Genomic DNA, 24,377 nt, shown 5'->3' with positions numbered 1-24,377 from the left:
TCGAGTCAGGCGGGGTCGAACGACCGGAGGATCGACGCGAGCGCGCTCGCAAGCTCCTCGAACCGGTCCATCTCCATCGAGTCGGTGGTCACCCACACCCCGTGGTCGTTCGCGATGACGCGCGTGAGGTACCCGTTCTCGAACACGCGGACGGTGAACCGGTAGTCACCGAGCTGGGTGTCGGCGTACATCGACTGCGCGTGGAACCCCTGTCGCTCGTTCTCCGCGAAGCCGACGAGGTCGGCCGTCCGGCTCAGGTCGCTGCGGAGGTATAACTGCTCGACGTCCGCCTTCGTGAAGTAGGTGAGGCTCCGCAGTTCGTCGCCCGTGGCCGTGCGGGCGGCGCTGAGCAGTTCGTCGCCGTGTTTCTCCGGTGAATGTGACATACACCCATGATCGATATTCGCATACATGAGCGTGTGGGTGGCCACCGCGTGCGCGGTCGCCGGGTGCGGGGGATATCCGCCGGCGCGAGGGACCGCCGCGGGCGTGAGGGGCTCCGCCGGCGCGAGCGACCGCCGCTGACGCGGGGGTCGTCCGAGCCGCCGCCGAGACGGCGGCGACCCGGAGGGACAGAGTTTACCGACTCCCCCGTGATCGCTCGTCTGATGAGCGAGTACGACGACGTCTGCGTCCTGTTGCCGACGATGAACGAGGCCGAGACGGTCGCACGCGTCGTCACGGACTTCCGCGACGCCGGGTTCGAAGAGGTGCTGGTGATCGACGGCGGCTCGACGGACGAGACGCGGTCGATCGCCCGCGAGGCCGGCGCGCGCGTCGTCGAGCAGTCGGGTCGCGGGAAGGGACAGGCGGTCCGGGAGGCGGTCCGCGACCACGTGGCCGCGTCGTACGTCCTGATGGCGGACGCCGACGCCACCTACGACGCGGCGGACGCGGACGCAATGCTCGAACCCCTCCTCGCCGGCGACGCCGACCACGTGATCGGGAACCGCTTCGCGGACATGCGACCGGGCGCGATGACTCGGCTCAACCAGATCGGGAACCGCCTGATCAACGTCGCGTTCCGGGCGATCCACCGCGAGGGCTACCGCGACATCCTCTCGGGGTACCGCGCGTTCACCCGCGAGTCGTTCCTTCGGCTCCACCTCACCGCGGACGGGTTCGGCATCGAGACTGAGATGGCCGTCGAGTGCGTGAAGAACCGCGTCTCGGTCGCCGTGGTGCCGATCACCTACCGGGAGCGACCCGGCGGCTCCGCGACGAACCTCCACCCGATCCGGGACGGCGGGGTGATCTTCTTGGAGCTGTACCGCAAGGCGAAGACGAACAACCCGCTGTTCTACTTCGGCAGCGCCGGCGTGGCGTCGACGGCGGCGGGAGCCGCGATGGGAGCGTTCGTGCTGTACCGGTACCTCGCGTTCGGGATCAGCCACGAAGTGATCGCCGTCGGTGCGGTCGGCGCGGTCATCCTCGGGATCCAACTGCTCGTGTTCGGCGTCCTCGCGGACATGATCCACTCGCTCCACCGCGAACAGATCGAGCGGTACGAGCGAGCGGTCGACGCCGCGACGCCCGGACATCCCTCCGAGACCGGGAGACGCGACGCCGTCGATGACCGCGGCCCCGAGGGCCGCGACCGCGACTCGACGCCGCGCGAGGAGACCCGAGAGGCCGACGACTGATCGGGACCCCGGCGTCCTCGCCGGCCGGTTTCGCGGCGGCGTGATCCGGGACACCGTCTGTTTTTATCGCTGCGGAGACACCTGCGAACATGAGCTCCCGTGGCACGTCGTTGCGAGACAGGATCCGCGAGCCGGAGTACACCGGGGAGAACCGCTGCGTTCCGTGCACCGTTCTCAACGTGGTTCTCGCCGTCGCGCTGACCGCGGCGACCGCGGTGTTCGGCCCGGTGGTCGCGGCTGTCGTCCTCGTCGCGTCGCTGGGAAGCATCTACTACCGGGGGTATCTGGTCCCCGGCACGCCCGAACTCACGAAGCGGTACCTCCCCGACCGCGTGCTCCGCCTGTTCGGGAAGGCCCCCGAGGGCCCCCGAGACGGCTGGGAGGAGGCGTCGACCGGGCGGTCCGACGAGGTGACGGTGACCACGTTCGAGCCTGACGGGACGGTCGACGAGACCACCGGCCGGGCCGCCGACGACGCGGACACCGACGACGCCGAGACCGCGGATCAGGCCGACGCCGACGAGCCGGAGTTCGAGACGGTCGAGCGGATCCGGGACCAGCGCGAGAACGCCGTGGACCCGATCGAGTTCCTCCTCGATGTGGGCGTCGTGGAGCCGACGGACGACGGCGAGGACCTGGTCTTCGAGGACGAGTTCGCCGCGGCGGTCGGGTCGCGCGTCTCGTCGCTCGAACGCGAGGCCGTCGGAGCGGAGACGCTCGCAGAGATGTTCGGCGTGGACCCGGACGACGTCGCCTTCGAGGACCGGGAGTACCCCGCCGTGACCGTCCTGCGACGCGTCCGGAAATGGCCGGGCGACGGCGCGTACCTCGCGGACGTGGCGTCGCACCTCGCGCTCGTCGAGCGCACCGACCGGTGGCTCGACGTGCCGGCCGAACAGCGGCTCTCGATCCTCCAGTCGCTCCGCTCGTTCCTCTCCTCGTGTCCGGTGTGCGGCGGCGACGTCGCCGCGACCGCGGACACCGTCGAGTCCTGTTGTATGGCGCACGAAGTGGTCGCGGTCCGCTGTGAGGACTGCGGCGAACACATCCTCGAACTGGAACCGGAGAAGGTCGCGACGCCGGGCGAGGACACGGGCGTCACGCCCTGAGCCCGGTCGGGGCGGTTTCTACCCCATCTCGACCCGCGGGTCGAGGTAGCCGTACGCAATGTCCTGAACGATGTTCCCGAGCACCCCGACCGCGATCACCACGACGGTCCCGCCGAGGAGCACGGGGAGGTCGCGGTCAGCGACCGCCCGCAACAACAGGAGGCCGAACCCCTCGATGCCGAACAGCACCTCGATCACGAAGGTCGCGAGGACGAGCAGCCCGAGCGCCTCGGTGAACAGCATCGAGAAGAACGGGATCGCGGCGTTCCGGAGGACGTGGGAGGCGACCCGGTACCCCGACGCGCCCTTGGCCCTGACGAGCGAGACGAACTCCGCGGTGGCGTACTCCCGCGAGTGAGCGCGCGAGTAGCTGACGTACCCGCCGAGCAGCGCGGTGAACGTCAGCCCGATCGGGAGCAGGTGGTCGAAGACGAGGGGCGTGCGGTCGATCCGGCCGTCGAGTGTGAACGACAGGAGCATCCCGCCGAGCCAGAAGGTCGGCACGGCGAACAGCAGGTACGCCGCCGCGACGCCGCCGGACCCGAGACGGCTCTTCGGGTATAACGCGGCGAACATCCCGATCGAGACCCCGCAGACCACGGCCAAGACGAGCGCGGGGACGACGTACGCGGCCGTCCGGGCCGCGGCGTCCGCGACGAGCGGGAACACCGGTTCGCCGGTGGCCATCGAACTCCCCCAGTCAAGCGTCACCATGTTCCCGAGCCAGTCGACGTACGCGTCGGTCAGCGACCTGTCGAGTCCGCGCGCCGCGAAGTACTCCGCTCGGATCGCCGCGAGCGCTTCCGGGTCGTTCTCGCCGGCGAACCTGGCGGCGCCGATCTGTCCGGACAGCACCCAGTCTTCGGTGAGCGTGAACAGCGCGAATATCGTCGTGAGGACGGCCCAAGAGGTCACGAGACCCATCGCGACCCGCTTCGCGAGGATCCGCAGCGGGGTCACCGGTGCTCACCCGGGTTCGGCGCCTGTGCCGTCGCGTCGGCGGCCCCCGGGAAGTGCGAGGGCTTCGAGGGCGGTTCGGAGGACACGTTTGCGGGCACCACGAGCGGAGGGATATTAAATCACGGGCGGGGCCCGGCGCTCTCCGGTTGATTCACCCGAAACGCCGGATGATATTTGTCGCGGCGTCGCGGATCCGTCAGGTGGTTTTAACCACCGTGCGTCGATACTACGGTCACCCTCCGCATGCCGCCGACAGAAGACGACCCGCAGTTCGAGGACCTCGACTGGGACGAGATTCACCGCTCGAAGCGAACGGTCACGGCCGAGCGGGCGACGCTGGCGGTCGGCGTGCTGCTCCTCGCGCTCGGTCGCGTCTACCAGGCGCGGTCGGCGGGACTACACCTGGTCGGTGGCTGGCGTCCCGTCACCCTCGACTGGGTGTTCCTCCTCGCCGTGACGGTCGTCGCGGCGTACGGCGCGGTCCCGCTCGCGAGGCGGCTCCGTCGGCGGCGCGCCTCGCTCCGAGCGGCGGTTCGACGACGGCCCGTCGTGTTCCTCTCGGGCGCGTTCGTCGCCGGGGTCGTCGCCGTCGGCGTCGCCGGCCCGGCGCTGGGCGACGCTCCCCCGCTCCGGTTCCAGCACGCCTACCACCCGCCCGTCGGATTCGCCAGCACGGTTCCCCCGCAGGAGTGTCTCGGCGTCGAGACGGGCGGCGCGTTCGATCGGGTGTGTCACGGCGCATGGGAGTACCCGCTGGGGACTAACGAGCGCGGCCACCCGCTCGGGTACCTCCTCGTCGAGGGCGCGCGCACGGCGGCGTACGTGACCGTCATCTCGGCGGCGTTCATCGTTCCGCTGGCCGCGGCGGTCGGCGTCGTCGCGGGGATCCGCGGCGGCGTCGTCGACGACCTGCTGTCGTCGTACGTCGACGTTCAGCTGTGTATCCCGGCGCTCCTGTTGTACTTCATCGGCTACGCCTACTACGGTCCCTCCCTCCTGCTGCTGCTCGCGACGTTCGGACTGCTCAGCTGGGGCGGGATCGCACGATTAGTCCGCAGCGAGGTGATCCAGCGCCGCGAGGAGGGGTACGTCCTCGTCGCACGGAGCCTCGGAGCGTCGGGCGCGTACATCGCTCGGCGGCACATCCTCCCCAACAGCACGAACACGCTCGTTCCGGCCGTGTTCCAGCTGCTCGCGCTGTTCGTCCTCATCGAGGCCGGCGTCGCGTTCCTCGGGTTCCACGAGATCGGCACCTACTCGTGGGGGTCGACGATCAGCGAGTCGACCAACGCGGCGGTCGCCGGACAGCTACAGGAACGGGCCGACCAGCCCGCCTACAGGATCTGGTGGGTGTCGTCGCTCCCGGCCGCCGCGCTGACGGCGACGCTCGTCGCGTTCAAGACGCTCGGAGACGGCGTTCGCGACGCCCTCGACCCGCGGGGTGACCGGTCGTGACTCGCTCTCGCGGCGGATCCCCCCAGACCCCGCTCCTCTCCGTGCGCGACCTCCGGACGCGGATCCGGACCGACGACGGCTGGCTCCACGCGGTCGACGGGGTGAGCTTCGACGTCGAGCGCGGCGAGACGGTGTGTCTGGTCGGGGAGTCCGGTAGCGGGAAAAGCGTCACCTGCGAGTCGCTCACCGGTCTCGTCCCCCAGCCCCCGGCGGAGGTGTCGTCGGACGCCGTCGAGTTCGACGGCGAGTCCGTCGCCGGCCGGTCGGCGGCGGCGCTGCGGTCGGTCCGGGGGCGTCGGATCGCGCACGTGTTCCAGAACCCGCAGAGCGCGCTCGACCCGGTGTACACCGTCGGGAAACAGGTGACGGAGCCGATACGGATCCACGAGGACGTGAGCCGGTCGGCGGCGCGGGACCGGGCCGTCGACCTGCTGCGCCGGGTAGGTATCCCCCGGGCGGACGAGCGCCTCGACAGCCACCCGCACGAGTTCTCGGGCGGGATGCAACAGCGGATCGCCATCGCGGTCGCGCTGGCGGGGGACCCGGACCTGCTGATAGCCGACGAGCCGACGACCGCGGTGGACGTGACCGTCCAGGCGCGGCTGCTCGACCTGTTCCGGTCGATCGCCGGCGACGGGACGAGCATCCTGCTCGTGACCCACGACCTGCGGGTCGTCGCCGCCGTCGCGGACCGCGTGCTGGTCATGTACGGCGGGACGATCGTCGAGCGCGGCCCGGTCGAGTCGGTGTTCTCGACCCCTTCGCACCCGTACACGCAGGCGCTGTTCGACAGCTACGGCGAGCGCGCGGGCGCGTCCGTCGCGGAGCGGACCGCCCGCGCCGAGATACCGACCGACGGCTGCCGGTTCCGAGCGGAGTGCCCGCACGCGGTCGACGAGTGCGCGGGCGGCGGACAGCCGGCGTTCCGCTCGGTCGCCGGGGACCCGGACCACGCGGCGTCGTGCGTCCACTACGGGCCGGACGGGGACGCCTCGCGGATCCGCGAGAACGCGACCTCGCCGGTTGACAGCCGAGACGGGAGGGGCCCGGAGCGCGCGCCCGCGGAGTCGGCCGCGACGCGGCCCTCGGACGCGGAGGGCGAGTCGCGATGACCGACGACCCGATCTGCTCGGTCCGCGGCCTGGAGAAGCACTACCCGATCACCCGCGGCCTGCTCCGGCGCGAGGTCGGGCGGGTCCGCGCCGTCGACGGGGTGAGCTTCGACGTCGAGCGCGGGGAGGCGCTCGGAATAGTGGGCGAGTCGGGCAGCGGCAAGACGACGACGGCCCACACCCTCTTGGGGATCGAAGAGCCGACGGCGGGCGAGGTCCGCTTCGACGGGGATCCGGTCTCGGAGCTTTCCGGAGGCGACCTGCGGGAGTTCCGTCGGCGCACCCAGCTGATCGTTCAGGACCCCAACGACGCCCTCGACCCGCGGATGACCGTCGGGGAGGCGGTGGCCGAACCCCTCCGGATCCACGGGCTCGACGACGCCGACCGGCGACGCGCGGTCGTCGCGGACATCCTCGAACGCGTCGGCCTCTCGAGTGACGACGTAGACCGGTACCCGCACGAGTTCTCCGGGGGCGAGAAACAGCGCATCTCGATCGCCCGGGCGCTCGTCGTCAGCCCCGACCTCATCGTCGCGGACGAGCCGACGAGCGCGCTGGACGCGCGGGTCCGCTCCGAGATACTCGACCTGTTGGACCGGATCCGGCGCGAGTTCGACATCGCCGTCCTGTTCGTCAGTCACGACCTCGACGTCATCCGGCGGAGCTGCGACCGGGTCGCGGTCATGTACCTCGGTGAGATCGTCGAGCGGGGCGCGACCGAGACCGTGCTGGCGGAGCCGGCGCACCCGTACACCCAGGTGTTGCTCTCCTCGGTCCCCTCGCTCGACCCGACGGACCGGGAGCTCGGGCGGCCGCTCACGGACACGGTGCCGGACCCGAGCGACCCGCCGTCCGGCTGTCGGTTCCACCCTCGGTGTCCCGACGTGATACCGCCCGAGGACCTCTCGGTGTCCGCGGAGACCTGGCGGGCGATCGCTGAGCTCCGGTTCTCGGTCCAGGCGAGAGAGCTCCCGGAGCGCGCGGTCGGTGACCCCGGAAGCGAGACGGCGACGGGCGCCGACGGCGACCCCGGGGGACGTACCGCCGCGGCGGTCCGACGCGCCGTCGGTCTCGAAGGGGAGATCCCCGACCCGGACGCAGAGGCCGCGGTCGACGACGCGGCCGCGGCCCTGGCAGACGGCGACGTCGACGCCGCGGACGAGAGACTGGCCGCGGCGTTCCCCAGCGTCTGCGAACGCGAGACGCCGACGGCCGTCGCCCGCCCGACCGGGAGCGAAACGGAGAAGGAAGCGACCGGAACCGTCAGCTGTCTCCGACACGGTCGGGGGGAGAGCGTAGAGGCGGGTCTCTCGGGCGGAGACGCGGAGACCGGGCGGTAGCGCGGGCAGCGGCACCGACTCGGGATTCGGACGACCCCCTCAGCGGACGATCCGTACCGTCGTCTCGTCTGTCAGGCCGCGGCTCTCGGCGTCCGTCGCGTTGACCGCGACGCCGATCGTGTGGTCCCCGACCGCCGCCGGCTCCCACTCCCGCTCGGAGACCCTGAACAGCTGGTCCCACCGCTTCCGGAACTCCTTGCGTTCGCCGCGGTCGAACGACAGCTGTCCCCCCTCGTCCGGCGGGTCCCGAATCGGGACCTCGGCCGCCTCGACGTTGCCGTCGACGCTCCACTCCCAGAGGAGCGGCGAGACCGTCGGGATCGACACCGGGACCGGCAGGCGGTTGCGGATGGTCACGGTAAAGGGGACGGGGTCGCCGGCCTCGTACTCGTCGTCGGGCGTTTCGACGGTGACCGATACCGGTAGGTGGCGCAGCCGTCGCGGGATCAGGAGGTCGCTCAGCGTCGACGACGGGACCGAGCGCAGCGACTGAAGCTTGGTCTTCCGCTCTTTCTTCGACGGGGCGTGCGCCTCCTCGTCGTCGCGGTGGAGAGCGTTCGACTCGTAGATCCGACGCATTGGGGTAGCTACGTGGGTCGAAGGATAAAGCGTTACGCCGGAGTCGGACAGGCGGAAAGCGGGGTTGAACCGGCGAAAACGGGGGAATTCGGGGTGAACGGCGAAACGCGGAACACCGGACGAGAAAGGCGGGGCGCCGACTACGCCGCGTTACCGAACAGTTCCCGCTCGGAGTCGAACCGGTCGTCGAACCGGAGACACGAGATGTGGTGGTTGTCGCTCACCTCGTAGGCGTCCGGTTCGTGCGTCGAACACGGCGAGGTGAACGCGTCCTCCAACGCCGTCGCCGCCGCGGAGAGCTCCTCGTCGCGGAGCAGGTCGATCGCCTCCGCGACCGCGGTCTCCGCGTCGTCGTCCGACAGGGTCTCCGGGAGGTCGAACTCGGTGCGGACCATCTCACCAAACTGCTCGCGCGATGCGTCGGTCGGGGACGTCCGGGATCCTGTCACCTCGGCTTCGAGCTCCGCGGTCACCGATCCGACGGAGTCCGCCTCTCGCGTCCGGAGCTTCATGTCCATGACCGACCGCCACGTCTCCTGTGAGAGGTCGTAGTCGGCGTCGCGGATCACCTTCGGACACCGGGTGTGGAACCGGCAGCCAGACGGCGGGTTCAGCGGAGAGGGGACGGTGCCGGAGAGGAAGATCTGTTCCCCCTCCCAGAGCGGGTCCGGTTCGGGGATTGCCGAGAGGAGCGCCTCCGAGTACGGGTGGTACGGCGGTTCGAACACCTCCTCCGTCGGCGCTATCTCGGCCACTTCCCCGAGGTACATGACCGCTATCCGGTCGGAGATGTGCTCGACGACGCTAAGGTCGTGCGCGATGAACACGTACGAGAGCCCGAACTCCTCTTGGAGGTTCTCCATGAGGTTGAGGATCTGCGCCTGGACGCTCACATCGAGCGCGGAGACCGGCTCGTCACAGACGATGACCTCGGGGTCGACAGCGAGCGCGCGGGCGATGCCGATCCGCTGCCGCTGGCCGCCGGAGAACTCGTGCGGGTACCGGTTCGCGTGGCTCGGGTTCAACCCCACGGTATCCAGCAGCTCGTAGATCCGTTCGGTCCGTTCCTCCCCCTCCGCGATGCCGTGGATGTCGAGCGGTTCCCCGATGATGTCGCCGACGGTCAGCCGCGGGTTCAGGCTGGAGAACGGGTCCTGGAAGATGTACTGGATGTCTTTCCGGAGGTTCCGGAGGTCCGAGCTGGACAGGTCGGTGATGTCTTCGCCCTTGTAGTAGACGGAGCCGCCCGTGGGTTCGATCAGGCGGAGCATGCTGCGGCCGAGCGTCGTCTTCCCGCAGCCGGACTCGCCGACGACGCCGAGCGTCTCGCCCTCGTGGAGCGTCAGGTCGACGCCGTCGACCGCCTTCACCGGCTGGGACCGTCCGAGCAGGTTGTCGACGAACCCGCTGGCCGACTCGTAGTACTTCTCTAACCCCTCGACGCGGAGGATCGGCTCGGACTTACTCATCGGATCCACCCCCGACGTACCGCTCGACGGTGTCGCTCGTCGGACCGTCGACGTCGACGGAGTAGGTGAGCCCCTGGGAAAGCCCCTCCGTGTACTCGAGGCAGGCGGCGGAGTGTTCGGTGTCGAGCGTGGCCTCCTCGCCCGATTCCACGTCGGTGAGGGGCGGCTCCGTGCGCGTACACTTTTCCTCCGCGAACGGACACCGCGGGTGGAAACTACAGCCGGACGGGAGCTCGACGAGGTCGGGCATCGTACCGGGGATCGTCTGGAGCCGGTCGCGCTCGTCGCCGACCCGCGGGATCGAACTCATCAGCCCGACGGTGTACGGATGTTTCGGGTCGTAGTAGAGTTCCTCGACAGAGGCCTTCTCGACCGCCTTGCCGGCGTACATCACCATCACGCGGTCACAGACCTCGGCGATGACGCCCAAGTCATGGGTGATGAGCTGTACCGCCGTGTCGAACTCGTCGGCGAGCTCGCGGAGCTCGTCGAGGATCTGCGCCTCGATGGTGACGTCGAGCGCGGTCGTGGGCTCGTCGGCGACGATCAGGTCCGGATCACACGACAGCGCCATCGCGATGATCGCGCGCTGTTGCATCCCGCCGGAGAACTCGTGGGGGTAGTCCGAAAACCGCGTCTCGGCCTCCGGAATCCCCACGCGGTCGAGCAGCTGGATCGTTCGCTCGCGCGCCTCCTCGGAGTTGTAGTCGAGGTGGTGTTCGATCGCCTCGGCGATCTGTCCGCCCACCGTGTACACCGGGTTGAGTGCGGTCTGGGCGTCCTGGAAGATCATCGCGATCTCGTTGCCGCGGATCGAGCGGATCTCCGACTCCGACATCTCGAGGAGGTTCTCGCCTTTGAACAGGATCTCCCCGCTCTCGATCCGGCCGGGACTCTCGATGAGGCGGAGCACGGAGAGCGCGGTGACGCTTTTTCCGGCCCCGCTCTCGCCGACGACGCCGAACTTCTCGCCGCTCTCGATGCGGTACGAGAGGTTGTCGACGGCGGTGACGACTCCCTCCTGCGTGTAAAATCGGACCGTCAGATCCTTTATTTCGAGGAGGGCCATTACTCTTCACCCCCGCGACCGACGCCAGTCTGCTGGGCGTCGAGCGCGTCGTTGATCCCGTCGCCGATCATGTTCATCGCCATCACGAAGGTGAAGATGGCCACGCCGGGATACACGGTCGCCCACCAGGGGATCCGTCCGCCGGGGCCCTGAATGAGCGTCTCGCGGGTCGCATCGAGCATCGTCCCCCACTCGGCGGTGCTCGGCTCCAAGCCGAGCCCGAGGAACCCGAGCGCGGCGACGCCGATCACGACGCTACCGATGTTGAGCGACGCCAGCACGACGAGCGGCGGCATCGCGTTCGGCGCGATGTGTCTGAACACGACCGACCGGTCGCGCGCGCCCAGCGCCTTTGCCGCCATCACGTACTCGTTCTCCTTGATCTGTAACACCTCGCCGCGGACTAGTCGTCCGTAGCCCGCCCAGCCGAACAGGCTGAACGCTAACACGAGCTGCCAGTAGCCGCCGCCGAGGATGGCGATGATGATCAGCGCCAACACCAGACCGGGGAACGCGTAGATGGTGTCGACGATCCGCATCATGAGCTCGTCGACGTTGCCGCCGTAGTAACCGGAGACGGCGCCGTATATTAGCCCGATCGAGGCCGTCAGCCCGACGACGATGAACCCGATCGAGATGCTGTACCGGCCGCCGACGAGCATCCGGGAGAAGAGGTCTCGCCCGGAGCCGTCGATGCCCATCGGGTACTGCCACGACGGCGGGTCGTAGACGTCCACGGCGGGGTCCTGAAGGTAGAGGATCGTCGTCGGGTCGTACGGGGCCAGCGAGAACGGCTGGACGACGACACCGCCGACCTCGATCGGACGCGCGAGGAACGCGGCCAGCGCCATGAGGACGACGATCACCAGCGCGCCCATCGCCGCCCGGTTTCGGATGAATCGGCGGAGACCGCGCCGCCAGCGGCCGACGGTTTCGCCGCCGGCGTCCTCGGTCCAGTCTGAGAGCGGTTCGCGCTGCGTCACGCGTTCGGAGTCGAACCCGGAGACCCGGATGCGACCGCGTTCGCTGTGGTGCTGTCGTTCGTCAGTCATATCGAATTCTTGGGTCGAGCGCCGCGTACACGACGTCCGCGACGAAGTTTGCGAGGATCACGAAGAAGCCCGTGAACAGCGTGATCGCCATCACGACGTTGATCTCGCGTTGGTTGATCGCGTTGATGAACTCCCGGCCGAGTCCCGGCCAGTTGAAGACGACCTCCACGACGACGGAGCCGGCGACGATCGAGGCCGTAAGCGTCGCCGCCAGGGTGACGACCGAGATGAGCGAGTTCCGCAACACGTGTTTCAGGATGACCGTGCGCTCCGGGAGCCCCTTCGCGCGGGCGGCAGTCACATACTCCTTGTTCAGCTCCTCGGTCATCGAGGTCCGCATGACGCGCATGATGCTCGCGGCCGACGCGGTCCCGATCGTGATCCCCGGTAGGAGCAGGTACCACAGCATATCCGGGTGGTACAGGGGCTCGGACGGCGCAAGCACCGGGAACAGCCCGAGGTACAGCGAGAAAATCAGGATCAGCATCAGCCCGAGCCAGAAGTTCGGAATCGAGATGCCAGACAGCGCGAGGAAGCGGCTGACCGTGTCGCCGAACTTCCCTTTGTTGACGGCGGCGTAAATGCCGGCGGGGATCGCGATGATCAGCGCGAAGGCCCAGCCGAACAGGCCGAGCGCGATCGTCTCGGGGAGGCGTCGCCACACGATGGCGGACACCTCGCGGCCGGTCTGTAGCTCCACCCCGAAGTCGCCGACGATCACGTTCGAGATCCACTCGAGGTACTGCTGCCAGACGGGACCGTCGAGCCCCCACCGCTCCCGAAGTGCCGCCTCCTCGGCGGCGCTGACGTCCGGGTTCAACGCAACCAGCTGCGAGACTGGATCGCCGGGCGTGAGGTGAAACATCCCGAACGTGATCACCGAGACGCCGAACATGATCGGGATTATCGACAGTGCGCGCTTCAAGATGAACCGTTGGAGACTCATCGTCGTGTGGGTAGGGTGGTAGCCATCAGTTGTCAGTGGTTGGGTGTGCGTGTAGACTCTGAAAGGCGGTCCGTGGCCGGACCGTCAGTTCTCCGCGGCGACTTCCTCGAGCAGCTCGATGGCGCGCTCCTGATCGAACTCGTTGGTCGGACGCACGTTCTCTTCGAGCGCGTCGTAGTCTGCTGTCCCGGAGCCGCGGGCGAGCGACGGGATGTCGGTGTACGCCGGGCTCCCGAAGCCGTTCAGGATGTTTTCGACGATCTGCTCGCGCGGCACGAGATGGTTGATCGCCTGCCGGATCCGGCGGTCGTCGAACGGCTCGACGTTCACCGGGTACTGGATGTAGGTGTAGCCGCCGGCCTCGGTGCTGTACAGGATGAAGTCCTCGGAGGAGTCGAAGTCGTCGAGGGTCCCCGTGTTGAGCCCGTAGGTCAGGTCGATCTCGCCCTCCTGAAGCGCGGCCGATCGCGTGGAGTTGTCCGGCACGATCTCGAGCTCGAAGGAGTCGATGACGGGGCCGTCGGGGAACTCCGACGGGCCGTCGAACCAGTCGAACGCCTCGGAGACGCCGGCGCTCTCGACCCAGTAATCGTCGAACTTGGTGACTTCGAAGTACTGCTCGTCCTCGAACTCGGAGAACTCGTACGGACCGGTGCCGACGGGCTCGTTGCCCTCGCGCGGGTCGAGGCTCCCCTTCTCGATATCGGAGATCTGGTTCTCGTTGAGGATCAGCAGCCCCGGAAGGTTGCGCTCGGCCTCCGCGTCGGCAATCTGCGCGTAGATGTCGACGGTATACTCGTCCTCTTCGACGACGGCGAGGACGGAGTCGAACGTCTGGGGCGCCAGTTGGGAGTTCTCGGCGTACTCGTAGGTCGCGACGACGTCCGACGCGGTGAGCTCGTCGCCGTTGTGGAACTGAACCCCCTCGTGGAGGTCGTACCGGTAGTGCATCCCGTAGGTACCGTCCTCGGCCGCCTCGACGGCGTCCTCGGGCAGCAGAACGCGGACTTCGTCGTCCTCGGCCGGGTTGTCCTCCGGGTGCCGGATGATGACCTGCTCGTCGGTGTCGACGGCGTCTTCATCGGTGGTGCCGACCGTACTCATGTAATCGGCGTAGTCGGCCTCGGTGACGTCAGTCGCGTCCAGCAACTCGTAGCTCTCCGCGAGCCACGGGTAGACGTTCCCCTGCCGGTCGTTGGTCGTGAGCGCCTCGAAGATGAAGTTCTGGGCCATCGTCGAGGTGGTGTCGCTGCTGTGGGGCGGGTCGAACGACTCGATGTTGGCGCCGAGCCCACCGGCGAGCGCGCCGCCCTCGACGAGATCCGCGAGGTCCTCTTCTTCCTCGGACGCCTCGTTCTCGCGGTCGATCCACATGACCTGCTCGTCCTGCGGGGCGTACATGGCGTAGCTCATCACGCTCTCGTTGAACGGGTACACCGAGTAGCCGTGGATGTCGGTACTGGTCACCGCGGTCTCGAGCCCGAAGTGCGTGATCGAGCTGTACCGCTCCTCGGCGAGGTAGTTCCAGACCTCGTCGTAGCGCTCGCCGCGGAGCTCGTTGTCGGCGGCGACCTCCGGCCCGTACCGAGCGGCGTCGATCATGTCGTCGAGTTCGGCGTCGTCGATCCCGTTGAGATTACAGCACGCGCCGATGTTCTCGGAGTAGTGGAGCGCGTTACAGAAGCTCCCGGGGTTGAACGTGCCGGAAAGGCCGATACACGGGACGTAGCCGTTCTCCTGGTACTCGGGGTCGAGCACGCGGCCGGTGTACGTGTTCCACTCGAACGTCTCGACCGAAGTGTTGAAGTACTCGGTCTGTCCCATCGACTCGGCGATGAGTTCGACCAGCTGAACGCGGTCGTCGTTGTCCGCGTTCGTCTCCAGCCGGACGTCGAGCGGGAACAGCCCCTCCGAGTCTCCGCCGTCGTCGCCATCGGAGCCGTCGCCGCCGTCACCGCCGTCGTCGCCGTCGGATTGGCCACTACAGCCGGCCAGACCGGCCGCTCCAGCCGTCCCGATGGAGACGATGACGTTCCGTCGATTGATCGTTTGATTAGAGTTAGGTTCGTTGTGCCGACTTGGCATACAACAAGCTACAACTGACTACTATAATATGTTGCGATACGTCGGTGAAACGGATTCAGCACCGATAATTAGATAATATAAATTTATAGGCCCAAAAAAAAATTTTGAAATATGAATAGACAGGCTCAACAGGTGACAATCAGACATGAATAATGATTATGGAACAAACCAATATTTGCGATTTGAAATGAGACTGTTTCAGAATACGTCAGCTTCGGAACAACAATGTCGTCGTGTATCGGGTCGGGAGACGCGGCGCGCCGGACGGAGTTCGTATTGGCAGCACCCCGTAAACGGCGACCGCGTCGACGCGTTCTCACAGAAGGTCTCGGGGGCACTCAGATAAGAGATATTCTACTTTATCTAACCTCGAAATATCGAACGAAGGTGAGAGATATCTCATATCTGAGTAAACCAACACATCTATTGGAGAGATGATAGTGAGTCTGAAGTTTTTTGTATACTCGTTCATAGCATGGTGTATGTCATCTCGAGACATGGATGATGGCGACGACCCCAGACACGTCAACCGGCGACAATGGCTCTCCGCGCTCGGCCTCGCCGGCGCGGTAACGCTCGCGGGGTGCTCCGGAAACGGCGGCGACGGCGGCGACAGCGGCGGCGAGGGCAACAGCTCCGACGGCGGCTCCGGTTCGAGCGATCTCAGCCAAGAGGAGATATACGCGACGGCCGCGGCGTCTTCCTTCTCGACGCTCAATCCGATATACAACGACGAGAACGGCGCCGGGAACGCGATCGCCCGAGCGCTCGATCTCGGGTACACGTTCGACGAGGAGAACGAGTACGTTCCGCTCCTCTACGACATGTCCACCGAGGACGGCGAGGTGTGGACCTTCGAGGTACGCGAGGGGCTCGAGTTCAGCGACCCGTACGGCGAGGTGACCGCGAGCGACTTCGTCTACCTCATTCAGGAGGTCCATCAGAGCAGCTGGGCGAGCTCGGTCGCGTCGGCGGATTGGGACGGGGTCACGGTCGAAGAGACCGGAGAGTACGAGTTCCAGGCGACGCTGAACACGCCGCAGCTCCTGTGGCCCGAGAGCTATGAGCCGCAGCTGTACCCGATTCCGCAGGGGCTTCTCGAGCCGTACGTCGAAGAGGAAGACACCGAGGGGCTTCGACAGGACGAGGAGCTGCTCGAACTCCAGTTCTCGGGGAACCTCGGTCCGTACGTCCTCGACGAGTGGCAGCGAGACGGCGGAACCCGATACAGCCGGAACGACGACTACTACCTCCAAGACGCGGAGGACCTGCCGGACGTGTTCGGCGAGGCCCCGTACTTCGAGGAGGCCGAGATCCGCGTGATAGGCGAGCAGGCCTCGCGGCTCGGTGCGCTGGAGACGGGAGAGGTCGACTCGGCGGCGATCCCGCCCAACCAGGTCGAATCGTACCAGAACAACGACGAGATATACGTCAACCGGATCCCGCAGCCGTACAACGAGAAAATTTCGCTCAACATGCGAGACAACGGGTGGACGACCGGGCCGGGGAACATGTTCCGGCACGTGCCGTTCCGCCAGGCGATGGCCTCCGCGATCGACAAGGAGGGACTGATCCAGGGCGTCTTCCGAGACTTCGCCGAGACCCACTTCACGTGGCAGCCGCGGTTCAGTAACTTCTACCCGCCGGAGGAGGACATCCCGACGTTCGGCGTCGGAGACAACTACGGGAGCGAGGTGGCTCGCGGACTGGCCGAAGACGCGTTCGAGCAGTCCGAGTACGACTACCGGTTCGACGGGGAGACGATGGTCGACCCCGACGGAAACCAAGTCCAGCTCAGTCTCTACCACAGCGCCGGGCAGAACACCGAGCAGTTGATGGCCGACTTCATCGCGCAGGAACTCGGCGAGAACCTCGGGATGGACGTGACCGTCGAGGCCATCGACGGGACCCGGTTCAACAACGAGTACTGGACGCAGACCGACTACCCCACCCCCGAGACGAACGAGGAGGGCGAGGTCACCAGCGTGCCGGAGGAGCTCGTCGACACGGTGAACGGCGAGGAGGTGGAGTGGACCCAGCCAACCTCGACCAACCCCGGCCCGCGCAACGTCACGTCCAACGAGTCGTGGGACATGGAGGTCGTGTTCGGCCTGAACACGTATCCCCGGAACCCGCTCACTAACAGCGTCTTCTTCGAGGGCGCGAACCCGCTGTACAACCCCGTCGGCTACTACCCGGGGTTCAACGCTGAGGAGCTGTTCCAGAGCGCGCGAGAGGCGACGTCTCAAGAGGAGCTGGCGGACGCGCTCATCGAGCTGTTCGCCAACCTCGCCGAGGAGCAGCCGTACATCATGCTCACGTTCCCCGACGACACGGTCGGGTACCGCGAGGGGCTCGAAGGTCCCATCGAGAACTTCTCCAACGGCTGGAACCTCCCGGCGTGGAGATACGGGGAGTAGCTCGGCTCGCCTCCACCACACGTCCTCTACGATATCAACATGGGATTTGGAAGATACGTTACCGCTCGCGTCCTCTGGGCAGGAGTCGTATCGCTGATCATCACGACGATCACGTTCCTGCTCCTGTCGGCCGCTCCGAACCCGGACGTACAGCAGGCCGCCACGCAGGCCGCCCTCCAAGGGGGCGACCCGGCGGAGGCCACACAGCGGGCGAGAGAGCTCAGGGGGCTCGACGAACCGCTCTACGTCAGGTACTTCGATTTCGTTCAGGGAGTGTACACCCTCGACTGGGGCTGGTCGAGCAGTCGGAGCCAGCCGGTCATCGAGGCGGTCGGCAACGCGCTGTACTACACCGCGCAGTACTCGATTCCGTGGACGATCCTCACGGTCATCCTCGGCCCCCTCATCGGCGTGTACTCCGCCGCGAACATGTACAGCTGGCGGGACCACGCGGCGACCGGGTTCGCCTTCTTCGGCTACGCCATCCCGAACTTCTTCTTCGGCATCATCCTGCTTCTGGTCTTCGGGGTGTGGCTGGAGGTGATACCGATCGTGTACGACACGGACGTCGCGGTCTTCAGCCTCGAAAACGCGATTCAACTGACGATTCCGGTGTTCGTGCTGGTGACCGGATCGATCGGCGCGGTCATGCGCGTCTCCCGGAACGAGTCCGCCGAGTTCCAGAACGCGGACTTCATGAAGACGGCGAAGGCCAAGGGGGTATCGCCGCTCCGGGCGTACGCGTACCACGTCATGCGGCCGACGCTCGTCCCCCTCTCGACGACGCTCGTCGGACAGCTCCTCGCGCTGTTCCTCGGGTCGTCGCTGCTCGTCGAGGTCGTGTTCGGGATACCCGGACTCGGCCGGCTCACCTTCGAGGCGCTCCGCTCACAGGACACGAACCTCGTGTTGGGAACGACGCTGTTCTTCACGTTCGTCGCCGTCGTGGGGAACCTCATCGAGGACCTCGTGTTCACCGTGCTCGACCCGCGTATCAGCTACGATGACAGGTAACTCAACAGAGAACAATGGCAACTGAAGGCTCGGAACGATTCGATCAAGTCGACTGGAACGACCTCTCGCGGTCCGGACGGTTCGATCTGTCGGTCAACTCGATCGGGATGCTGCTGACGACGCTCCCGCTCGCGCTGCTGGCCGTGTACGACTGGCAGTTCACCGGCCGGCGGACCCCGACCTTCGAGTTCGTCGGGCTCGATCGGACGCTGGAGGCCGTCGACTTCTTCTTCATCTTCACGCTACTCCTCGCGTTCTGGTACCTCGTCCTGCCGCTGTACCAGAACCCGCGGATGACGCGGTACTACTGGAAGGAGTTCAGGCGCAACCGCCCGGCGGTGGTGAGCATGGGCTGGCTCGGGGTCGTGTTCGTCGGGGGGATCGTCGGGCCGCTCGTGATGAGCGCACCGCAACAGGAGCTGCTCATCGCCTACCAGCCGCCGGTGTTCACCTCCGTCGTCGACACGACGCCGGCGACCTGCGTCGGAGAGGTGATGAACGGGCGCTGCCACGGGACCTGGGAACACCCGCTCGGAACGACGAACGCCGGCAAGGACGTGTTCACGATGATCGTCTACGGGATGACGATCAGCATGCAGATCGCCTTCATCACGACGACCATCGTCGCGACGATCGGTATCACGTTCGGCACGCTGAGCGCGTACTCCGGCGGGTGGGTAGACGAGATCATGATGCGGTTCGTCGACATCATCCTCTCGTTCCCGACGTTCCTGATGTTCCTGCTCATCCTGTACATCTACGGCGGCGGGTTGGGGATGTTCATCGTCGTCTTCTCGCTGTTCGCGTGGGGCGGAACGGCCAGATACGTCCGCAGCAAATCGCTGTCGATCTCCGAAGACGAGTTCATCAAGGCGAGCCGGATCAGCGGCGCGAGCACGTATCAGGTGATCCGCGGCCACGTGGTCCCGAACGTGGCGAGCAGCATCATCACCCAGCTCACGCTACTCATTCCCGGCTTCCTGCTGTTCGAGGCGCAGTTGGCGTTCCTCGGGATCGGGGACTCGACGGTCCCCTCGTGGGGACAGCTCATCTCGGCCGGCCGGAGCGACCTCTCGTACGCCCCGTGGATCGTGTTGGCGCCCGGTATCGTGCTGTTCCTGACCATCCTCGCGTTCAACTTCCTCGGTGACGCGCTGTTGGACGCGTTGAACCCAGAAGCGGAGGCCGAGAGCGAATAATGTCCGACGATCAGCCACTACTCGAGGTCGAAGACCTCACGACGACGTTCGGCACCGACGACGGAACGCTCACCGCGGTCGGCGGGATCGACTTCACCGTCGAGGCCGGCGAGACGGTCTGTATCGTCGGTGAGTCGGGCTCCGGCAAGACGGTCGCGACGGAGTCGGTCACCAACATCATCGACACCCCGCCGGGGAAGATCGGGGGGACCGTCCGGTACAAGGGGCGCGACCTGCTGTCGATGCCCGGATCGGAGCTCCGGGGGATCCGGGGCAACGAGATCGCGCACATCTTCCAGAACCCGCAGGAGGCGATGAACCACTGTTACACCGTCGGGTGGCAGATCACTGAGGCGCTCCAGATCCACCGGGACGTCTCCGACGAGGAGGCGCGCACCAAGGCGGTCGACCTCATGGACCGCGTCGGGATCGCGAACGCGAGTTCGCGGTTCGACGACTACCCGCACGAGTTCTCCGGCGGGCAGAAACAGCGCGTGATGATCGCGATGGCGCTCGTGGGCGACCCAGACCTGCTGATCGCCGACGAGCCGACGACCGCGCTCGACGTCACGGTCCAAGCGCAGATCCTCGAACTGCTCGACGAGCTACAAGACGAGTTCGGGATGGGGGTGCTGTTCGTGACGCACGACCTCGGCGTCGTCGCGCAGATCGCCGACCGGATCGTGGTGATGTACGCCGGGAAGGTGATGGAGCGCGGCGGCGTGCTCGACATCTTCGACGACCCGGCGCATCCGTACACCCGGCAGCTGTTGGAGTGCCTGCCGGAGTTCGGCGGCACGGGCGGTGGGATACCGGGGACGCTCCCGGATCCGCACGACCCACCGGACGGCTGTCGGTTCGCGCCCCGCTGCGAGTACGCCGAGGGAGCGTGTCGCACCGGCGAACAGCCCGACGAAGTCGAGGTCGCACCGGACCAGCGGGTCTCCTGTGTCCACTACGGCCCGGGCGGCGACCCCTCGATAGTCGGCAGCGAGGAGTTCGGACCCGGCGACGGAGCGGGGACGGCCGACGGCGACGAGGAGGTGGGTCCCGCCGATGACTGAGCCGCTGCTGTCGGTCCGCGACCTGAAGAAGCACTACCCGATCCGGAAGGGAATATTCAACCGACAGGTCGGCGCCGCCCGCGCCGTCGACGGGATCAGCTTCGACATCGCGCAGGGCGAGACGCTGGGGCTCGTCGGCGAGTCCGGCTGCGGGAAGTCGACCGCGGCGAGTTCGGTGATTCACCTGGAGGAGCCGACCTCCGGGGAGGTGATCTTCAACGGGAACGGGCGCGAGGGCGCGACCCGGGATCGGGACGGGACCCACCCCAACGACGTGACGCGGTTCGACGACGACGAGCTGATGGAGTTCCGTCGGGGGGCACAGATGATCTTCCAGGACCCGTCTTCGAGCTTCGACCCGCGGATGTCGGTCGGGAACGCGGTGGGCGAGCTGCTCAAGGTTCACGGGATGAGCGACCGCCACCGGCGCCGCGCGATCGTCGAGGACCTGCTCGAACGCGTCGGGCTCTCCGCGACCGACTTCGACCGGTACCCGCACGAGTTCTCCGGCGGGCAGAAACAGCGGATCGCGCTCGCCCGGGCGCTCGTGTTGAACCCGGACCTCATCATCGCGGACGAACCGGTGAGCGCGCTTGACGTCTCGATTCAGGCGGAGATCCTCTCGCTCATCGACGACCTGCAAGAGGAGTTCGGGCTGTCGCTGCTGTTCATCAGCCACGACATGTCCGTCATCCAGCAGATCTGCGACCGCGTCGCCGTCATGTACCTCGGTGAGATAGTCGAGATCGGGCCGGTCGAGGAGATATTCACCGACCCACAACACCCTTACACCGAGGCGCTGCTGTCGTCGATCCCGACCCCGGACCCGCGGGCGAGCGTCGGCGGTATCGAGCTGAAAGGCACCGTTCCGAGCCCGACGAACCCGCCGAGCGGCTGTCGGTTCCACACCCGGTGTCACAGGGTGATCCAGCCCGACGGGGTCGACGTCGACCAAGGCGACTGGCGCGGGCTGTTGAACTTCCGCGAGAAGGTCGACACGGACCAAATCGACGTCGAACAGGTACGGGAGAACGTCGACGCCGGCGGAACCGAGTCGACCGACTCGGCGGTTCGGGCCGAGATCCGGCGCGAGTTCGACATCAGCGAGACGGTCGACGACCCCGGCCTCGAGGAGACGCTCTCGGAGGCGATGACCCTCCTGCTGGAGGACAACACCGAACTGGCCGGAGAGCTCCTCGCGGAGGAGGTCACGACGCCGTGTGCGAAGAGCGACCCCGACCTGACCGTCCGCGGCGCCGACCACGAGTCCGCCTGCCTCCGGCACGAGGAGCGGGCGGCCGCGGAACCGAACCCCGCGGACGACTGACGGAACCGCGGGCGCGCGGCCGTCCTCGGGCGGACGTCACTCGGGTGGCAGTCGGACGCCGGGGCCGTTCACTCGACCGACCCGACGGACGCCGGGTCGATCCGGCGCGGTTCCGGTACGTCCGCGCCCGCGCGGGCCACCGCTACGTCCCCGCGGGGTTCGTCGGCCGCGTCGTCCGTTCCGACCTCTACGCCCAGCGGAGCGAGCACCGCGGTCCCGCCGACCGACAGGGGGGCGACGAGACCGGCCGCGACGGCCGGCGGGTCGGAGAACGGGCGACGGAGGACGACTCGCGTCTCCGCGTCCATCTCCGCCTCCTCGACCGCGGCCGCCGCGATCGAACACAGGTCGCGGTGACTGAACGCCCGGTCCGGGCCGACGATCGCGGCGTCGTCGGGACCGACGTCGCTCGGCGGGGTTCCCGGGTTCTCGCTCCACAGCTCCTGCTCCCAGTGGGTGGTGTCGGGCCGCTCCGGCGGCCCGCCGAACGCGGCGAGGTTGGTCCCGGCCGCCGGAGTGAGACCGGCCGCGGTCGCGACCGGCGCGAGCACGACGCGGTCGCCCGCCTCGATGCCCGCCTCCGGGTCGAACCGGACCGGGGCGCCGACGGCGGCGGCGCCGAGGAACGCGAGCGTCGTGTGGAACCCCGGCGTCGGGTCGACCGCGACGGTCGCGCCCGCGCGGACGCCGAGGTATCGGAGCACGTTCGCCGACTTGTACCCGTTCGTGATCAGGTCGTGATGGGTCCGCTCCCGGCCGTCCGGCGTGACGAGCGCCGTGTCGCGGGTGCGCCGATCGCGCGCGAGCAGGTCCCCGACGAGGTCCATGCGCGGCCCTCGGGGCGCGCGAGCCTTAACGCTGCGGCGTCGATCAAAAGATTCGCGTTCGGTCAGTCGGCTCGGGTCGAGCCGGCGTCAGGGCGCGCCGGCGATAACCATCTTCGAGCCGTCGGCCGAGAAGGCGAGGTCGCGCGTGGATCCGGGGTCGACGCGGACCGCGTCGCCGGGAGCGAGGTCGACGGCGTCGCCGTCGACGGTGAGCGTCGCCTCGCCGTGGAGGAGCACGTACACCTCCTCGTGGTCGCCGTCGCCGTGGTCGTGTTCCATTCCCTCCCACCCGTCGTCGGCCTCGACGACGGTCACGCCGAGGTGTTCGCAGTCGAGCGCGTCACGGAGGAAGTACATCCCGGGCGCGCGCGGTTCGACGTCGTCGTAGGCCGTCGTGTCGTAGCCCATACCTCGGGGGACGGTGCGGAGGGCGGAAAAGCTACGGGCCGCGGAAGGACGTCGGCGGTCCGGGCGGGATCCGCGCGCGGGACCGCGACCGCCGGTCAAAACGAGCTTTTCAGCTTCTCGAAGAAGCCGCCGCCGACGTCGATGTCCTCGCCGCCGGCCTCCGCGAACGCCTCCAGCGCCTCTCGCTGTTCGTCGTTCAGCGAGTCGGGGACGACGACCCCGACCTGCACGTAGAGGTCGCCGCGCCCCCGGCGGCGGAGGCGGGGCATTCCCTTCCCCTTGAGGCGGAACGTCTCGCCGCTCTGCGTGCCGGCGGGCACGTCCATCTCGACGCTGCCGTCGAGCGTCTCCACCTCGACGGTGTCACCGAAGACCGCCTGCGGGAAGGAGATGGCCTCGTTGACGCGGAGGTCGTCGCCGTCGCGCTCGAACCGCTCGCCGGCGTCGACGTCGACCTCGATGAGGAGGTCGCCCTTCGGCCCGCCGTTCTCGCCGGGCGCGCCCTCGCGCTCCATCCGGAGGCTCTGTCCGGAGCGGATCCCCGCCGGAATCTCGACGGAGAGCGTCGCCTCCTCGCGGACGACGCCGTCGCCGCCGCAGTCGGAACAGTCCTCGCTGTACAGTTCGCCTTCCCCCTCGCAGCGGGGACAGGTGGAGGTCTGCTGAACGCGGCCGAGCGGCGTCTGCTGGACCTGCTGGACCTGCCCGCGACCGTTACACTGCGGGCAGGTCTCCACGTCGGCGTCAGGGGGGTGACCCGCGCCGTCGCAGGTGGCGCAGGTCGTCGGCCGCGTGAGCGTGACCTCCTTGGTCGCGCCCTCGAACGCCTCCTCGAGGTTGATCGTCAGCCCGGTCTTGAGGTCGCGGCCCTGCCGCGGTCGGTTACCGCCGCCACCGCCGCCGCGGCCGCGACCGCCGCCACCGCCGCCGAAGAACTGGTTGAAGATGTCCTCGAACCCGCCGGCGCCCCCGGCGCCGCCCGCGCCGCCGAAGGGACCGCCGGCGCCGCCCGGGCCGCCGCCACCGCCGGTCGCGCCGCGCTTGTCGGCCTCGGTGAACCGGTCGTGACCCATCTGGTCGTACTGCTTCCGCTTCTGCTCGTCGGTGAGCACCTCCTTGGCCTTCTGGATCTTCTTGAACCGCTCCTCGGCGTTCTCGTCGTCGCTGACGTCGGGGTGGTGTTCGGCGGCCTGCTTGCGGTACGCCTTCTTTATCTCCTCCTCGCTGGCGTCCCGCGACACGCCGAGGACGTCGTAGAAATCTTCGCTCATGCGTTACGTTCGTTGATTAGTGTTGATC

Annotated in this window: 21 protein-coding genes; 10 read left to right on the top strand and 11 right to left on the bottom strand. The window is 67.6% G+C overall.

Going from position 1 to position 24,377, the window contains the following annotated elements:
- Positions 1-5 precede the first annotated feature (5 nt).
- Positions 6-386: a hypothetical protein gene (locus KI388_RS02075; RefSeq protein WP_215087753.1), complete on the bottom strand. Its 381-nt coding sequence runs from the start codon at positions 384-386 to the stop codon at positions 6-8.
- Between the two features lie 222 nt (positions 387-608).
- Here KI388_RS02075 and aglJ point away from each other — a divergent pair, with 222 nt between their 5' ends.
- Both aglJ and KI388_RS02065 read left to right on the top strand, forming a co-directional pair.
- Positions 609-1,643: an S-layer glycoprotein N-glycosyltransferase AglJ gene (aglJ, locus tag KI388_RS02070; RefSeq protein WP_215087752.1), complete on the top strand. Its 1,035-nt coding sequence runs from the start codon at positions 609-611 to the stop codon at positions 1,641-1,643.
- Positions 1,644-1,732: 89 nt separating this feature from the next.
- Positions 1,733-2,752, top strand: a complete 1,020-nt coding sequence (locus KI388_RS02065; protein ID WP_215087751.1) for a hypothetical protein — start codon at positions 1,733-1,735, stop codon at positions 2,750-2,752.
- 18 nt (positions 2,753-2,770) lie between these two features.
- Here KI388_RS02065 and KI388_RS02060 read toward each other — a convergent pair whose 3' ends face one another.
- Entirely contained in the window at positions 2,771-3,712 is a 942-nt protein-coding gene (locus KI388_RS02060) for an ABC transporter permease (protein ID WP_215087750.1), read from the bottom strand.
- Between the two features lie 243 nt (positions 3,713-3,955).
- Between KI388_RS02060 and KI388_RS02055 the strand changes: the two genes are divergently transcribed.
- The 3 genes from KI388_RS02055 to KI388_RS02045 are packed head-to-tail and all read left to right on the top strand — an operon-like array spanning position 3,956 to position 7,619.
- Positions 3,956-5,167: an ABC transporter permease gene (locus tag KI388_RS02055; RefSeq protein WP_215087749.1), complete on the top strand. Its 1,212-nt coding sequence runs from the start codon at positions 3,956-3,958 to the stop codon at positions 5,165-5,167.
- Complete coding sequence (locus KI388_RS02050; RefSeq protein WP_215087748.1) at positions 5,164-6,279, top strand: ABC transporter ATP-binding protein; 1,116 nt, start codon at positions 5,164-5,166, stop codon at positions 6,277-6,279. The genes KI388_RS02055 and KI388_RS02050 overlap by 4 nt, the downstream gene beginning before the upstream one ends.
- Positions 6,276-7,619: an oligopeptide/dipeptide ABC transporter ATP-binding protein gene (locus KI388_RS02045; RefSeq protein WP_215087747.1), complete on the top strand. Its 1,344-nt coding sequence runs from the start codon at positions 6,276-6,278 to the stop codon at positions 7,617-7,619. Before KI388_RS02050 ends, KI388_RS02045 begins: the two co-directional genes overlap by 4 nt.
- A gap of 39 nt (positions 7,620-7,658) precedes the next feature.
- Here KI388_RS02045 and KI388_RS02040 read toward each other — a convergent pair whose 3' ends face one another.
- The 6 genes from KI388_RS02040 to KI388_RS02015 all read right to left on the bottom strand — a co-directional run bounded on the left by KI388_RS02040 (position 7,659) and on the right by KI388_RS02015 (position 14,582).
- Positions 7,659-8,198 (bottom strand): hypothetical protein, encoded by a 540-nt coding sequence (locus tag KI388_RS02040; RefSeq protein WP_215087746.1) that lies wholly within the window; start codon positions 8,196-8,198, stop codon positions 7,659-7,661.
- A gap of 140 nt (positions 8,199-8,338) precedes the next feature.
- Entirely contained in the window at positions 8,339-9,667 is a 1,329-nt protein-coding gene (locus KI388_RS15530) for an oligopeptide/dipeptide ABC transporter ATP-binding protein (RefSeq protein WP_303646319.1), read from the bottom strand.
- Positions 9,660-10,736: an ABC transporter ATP-binding protein gene (locus KI388_RS02030; RefSeq protein ID WP_215087744.1), complete on the bottom strand. Its 1,077-nt coding sequence runs from the start codon at positions 10,734-10,736 to the stop codon at positions 9,660-9,662. Before KI388_RS02030 ends, KI388_RS15530 begins: the two co-directional genes overlap by 8 nt.
- Positions 10,736-11,788 (bottom strand): ABC transporter permease, encoded by a 1,053-nt coding sequence (locus KI388_RS02025; RefSeq protein WP_215087743.1) that lies wholly within the window; start codon positions 11,786-11,788, stop codon positions 10,736-10,738. Before KI388_RS02025 ends, KI388_RS02030 begins: the two co-directional genes overlap by 1 nt.
- Entirely contained in the window at positions 11,781-12,734 is a 954-nt protein-coding gene (locus KI388_RS02020) for an ABC transporter permease (protein WP_251133185.1), read from the bottom strand. Before KI388_RS02020 ends, KI388_RS02025 begins: the two co-directional genes overlap by 8 nt.
- 84 nt (positions 12,735-12,818) lie before the next feature.
- Entirely contained in the window at positions 12,819-14,582 is a 1,764-nt protein-coding gene (locus KI388_RS02015) for an ABC transporter substrate-binding protein (RefSeq protein WP_215088715.1), read from the bottom strand.
- 719 nt (positions 14,583-15,301) lie between these two features.
- Here KI388_RS02015 and KI388_RS02010 point away from each other — a divergent pair.
- Genes KI388_RS02010 through KI388_RS01990 form a run of 5 tightly spaced genes read left to right on the top strand, consistent with a single transcriptional unit; the run spans position 15,302 to position 21,843 of the window.
- Positions 15,302-17,239, top strand: coding sequence for an ABC transporter substrate-binding protein (locus tag KI388_RS02010; RefSeq protein ID WP_215087742.1), 1,938 nt, complete (start codon positions 15,302-15,304; stop codon positions 17,237-17,239).
- A 39-nt stretch (positions 17,240-17,278) separates the two neighbouring features.
- A complete protein-coding gene (locus KI388_RS02005; protein WP_251133183.1) occupies positions 17,279-18,253 on the top strand; it encodes an ABC transporter permease in 975 nt (324 codons plus the stop codon).
- 14 nt (positions 18,254-18,267) lie between these two features.
- Positions 18,268-19,452 carry an ABC transporter permease gene (locus tag KI388_RS02000; protein WP_215087741.1) on the top strand — a complete coding sequence of 395 codons (1,185 nt, stop codon included), beginning with the start codon at positions 18,268-18,270 and terminating at the stop codon, positions 19,450-19,452.
- Entirely contained in the window at positions 19,452-20,516 is a 1,065-nt protein-coding gene (locus KI388_RS01995; protein WP_215087740.1) for an ABC transporter ATP-binding protein, read from the top strand. The genes KI388_RS02000 and KI388_RS01995 overlap by 1 nt, the downstream gene beginning before the upstream one ends.
- On the top strand, positions 20,509-21,843 hold the full coding sequence (locus tag KI388_RS01990; RefSeq protein ID WP_215087739.1) for an ABC transporter ATP-binding protein: 1,335 nt from the start codon (positions 20,509-20,511) through the stop codon (positions 21,841-21,843). The genes KI388_RS01995 and KI388_RS01990 overlap by 8 nt, the downstream gene beginning before the upstream one ends.
- A gap of 68 nt (positions 21,844-21,911) precedes the next feature.
- Here the strand turns inward: KI388_RS01990 and KI388_RS01985 are convergent, their stop codons facing one another.
- The 3 genes from KI388_RS01985 to dnaJ all read right to left on the bottom strand — a co-directional run bounded on the left by KI388_RS01985 (position 21,912) and on the right by dnaJ (position 24,349).
- On the bottom strand, positions 21,912-22,670 hold the full coding sequence (locus tag KI388_RS01985; protein WP_215087738.1) for a hypothetical protein: 759 nt from the start codon (positions 22,668-22,670) through the stop codon (positions 21,912-21,914).
- 87 nt (positions 22,671-22,757) lie between these two features.
- A complete protein-coding gene (locus tag KI388_RS01980) occupies positions 22,758-23,078 on the bottom strand; it encodes a cupin domain-containing protein (protein ID WP_215087737.1) in 321 nt (106 codons plus the stop codon).
- Positions 23,079-23,173: 95 nt separating this feature from the next.
- The gene (gene dnaJ / locus KI388_RS01975; protein WP_215087736.1) at positions 23,174-24,349 is read right to left on the bottom strand and encodes a molecular chaperone DnaJ; all 1,176 of its coding nucleotides are present in this window, start codon (positions 24,347-24,349) and stop codon (positions 23,174-23,176) included.
- Positions 24,350-24,377 lie beyond the last annotated feature (28 nt).

Source organism: Halorubrum sp. 2020YC2 (assembly GCF_018623055.1).
Taxonomy (GTDB): domain Archaea; phylum Halobacteriota; class Halobacteria; order Halobacteriales; family Haloferacaceae; genus Halorubrum.
The sequence above is the reverse complement of the archived record's forward strand: the minus strand, read 5'-3'. Positions and strand labels throughout refer to the sequence as shown.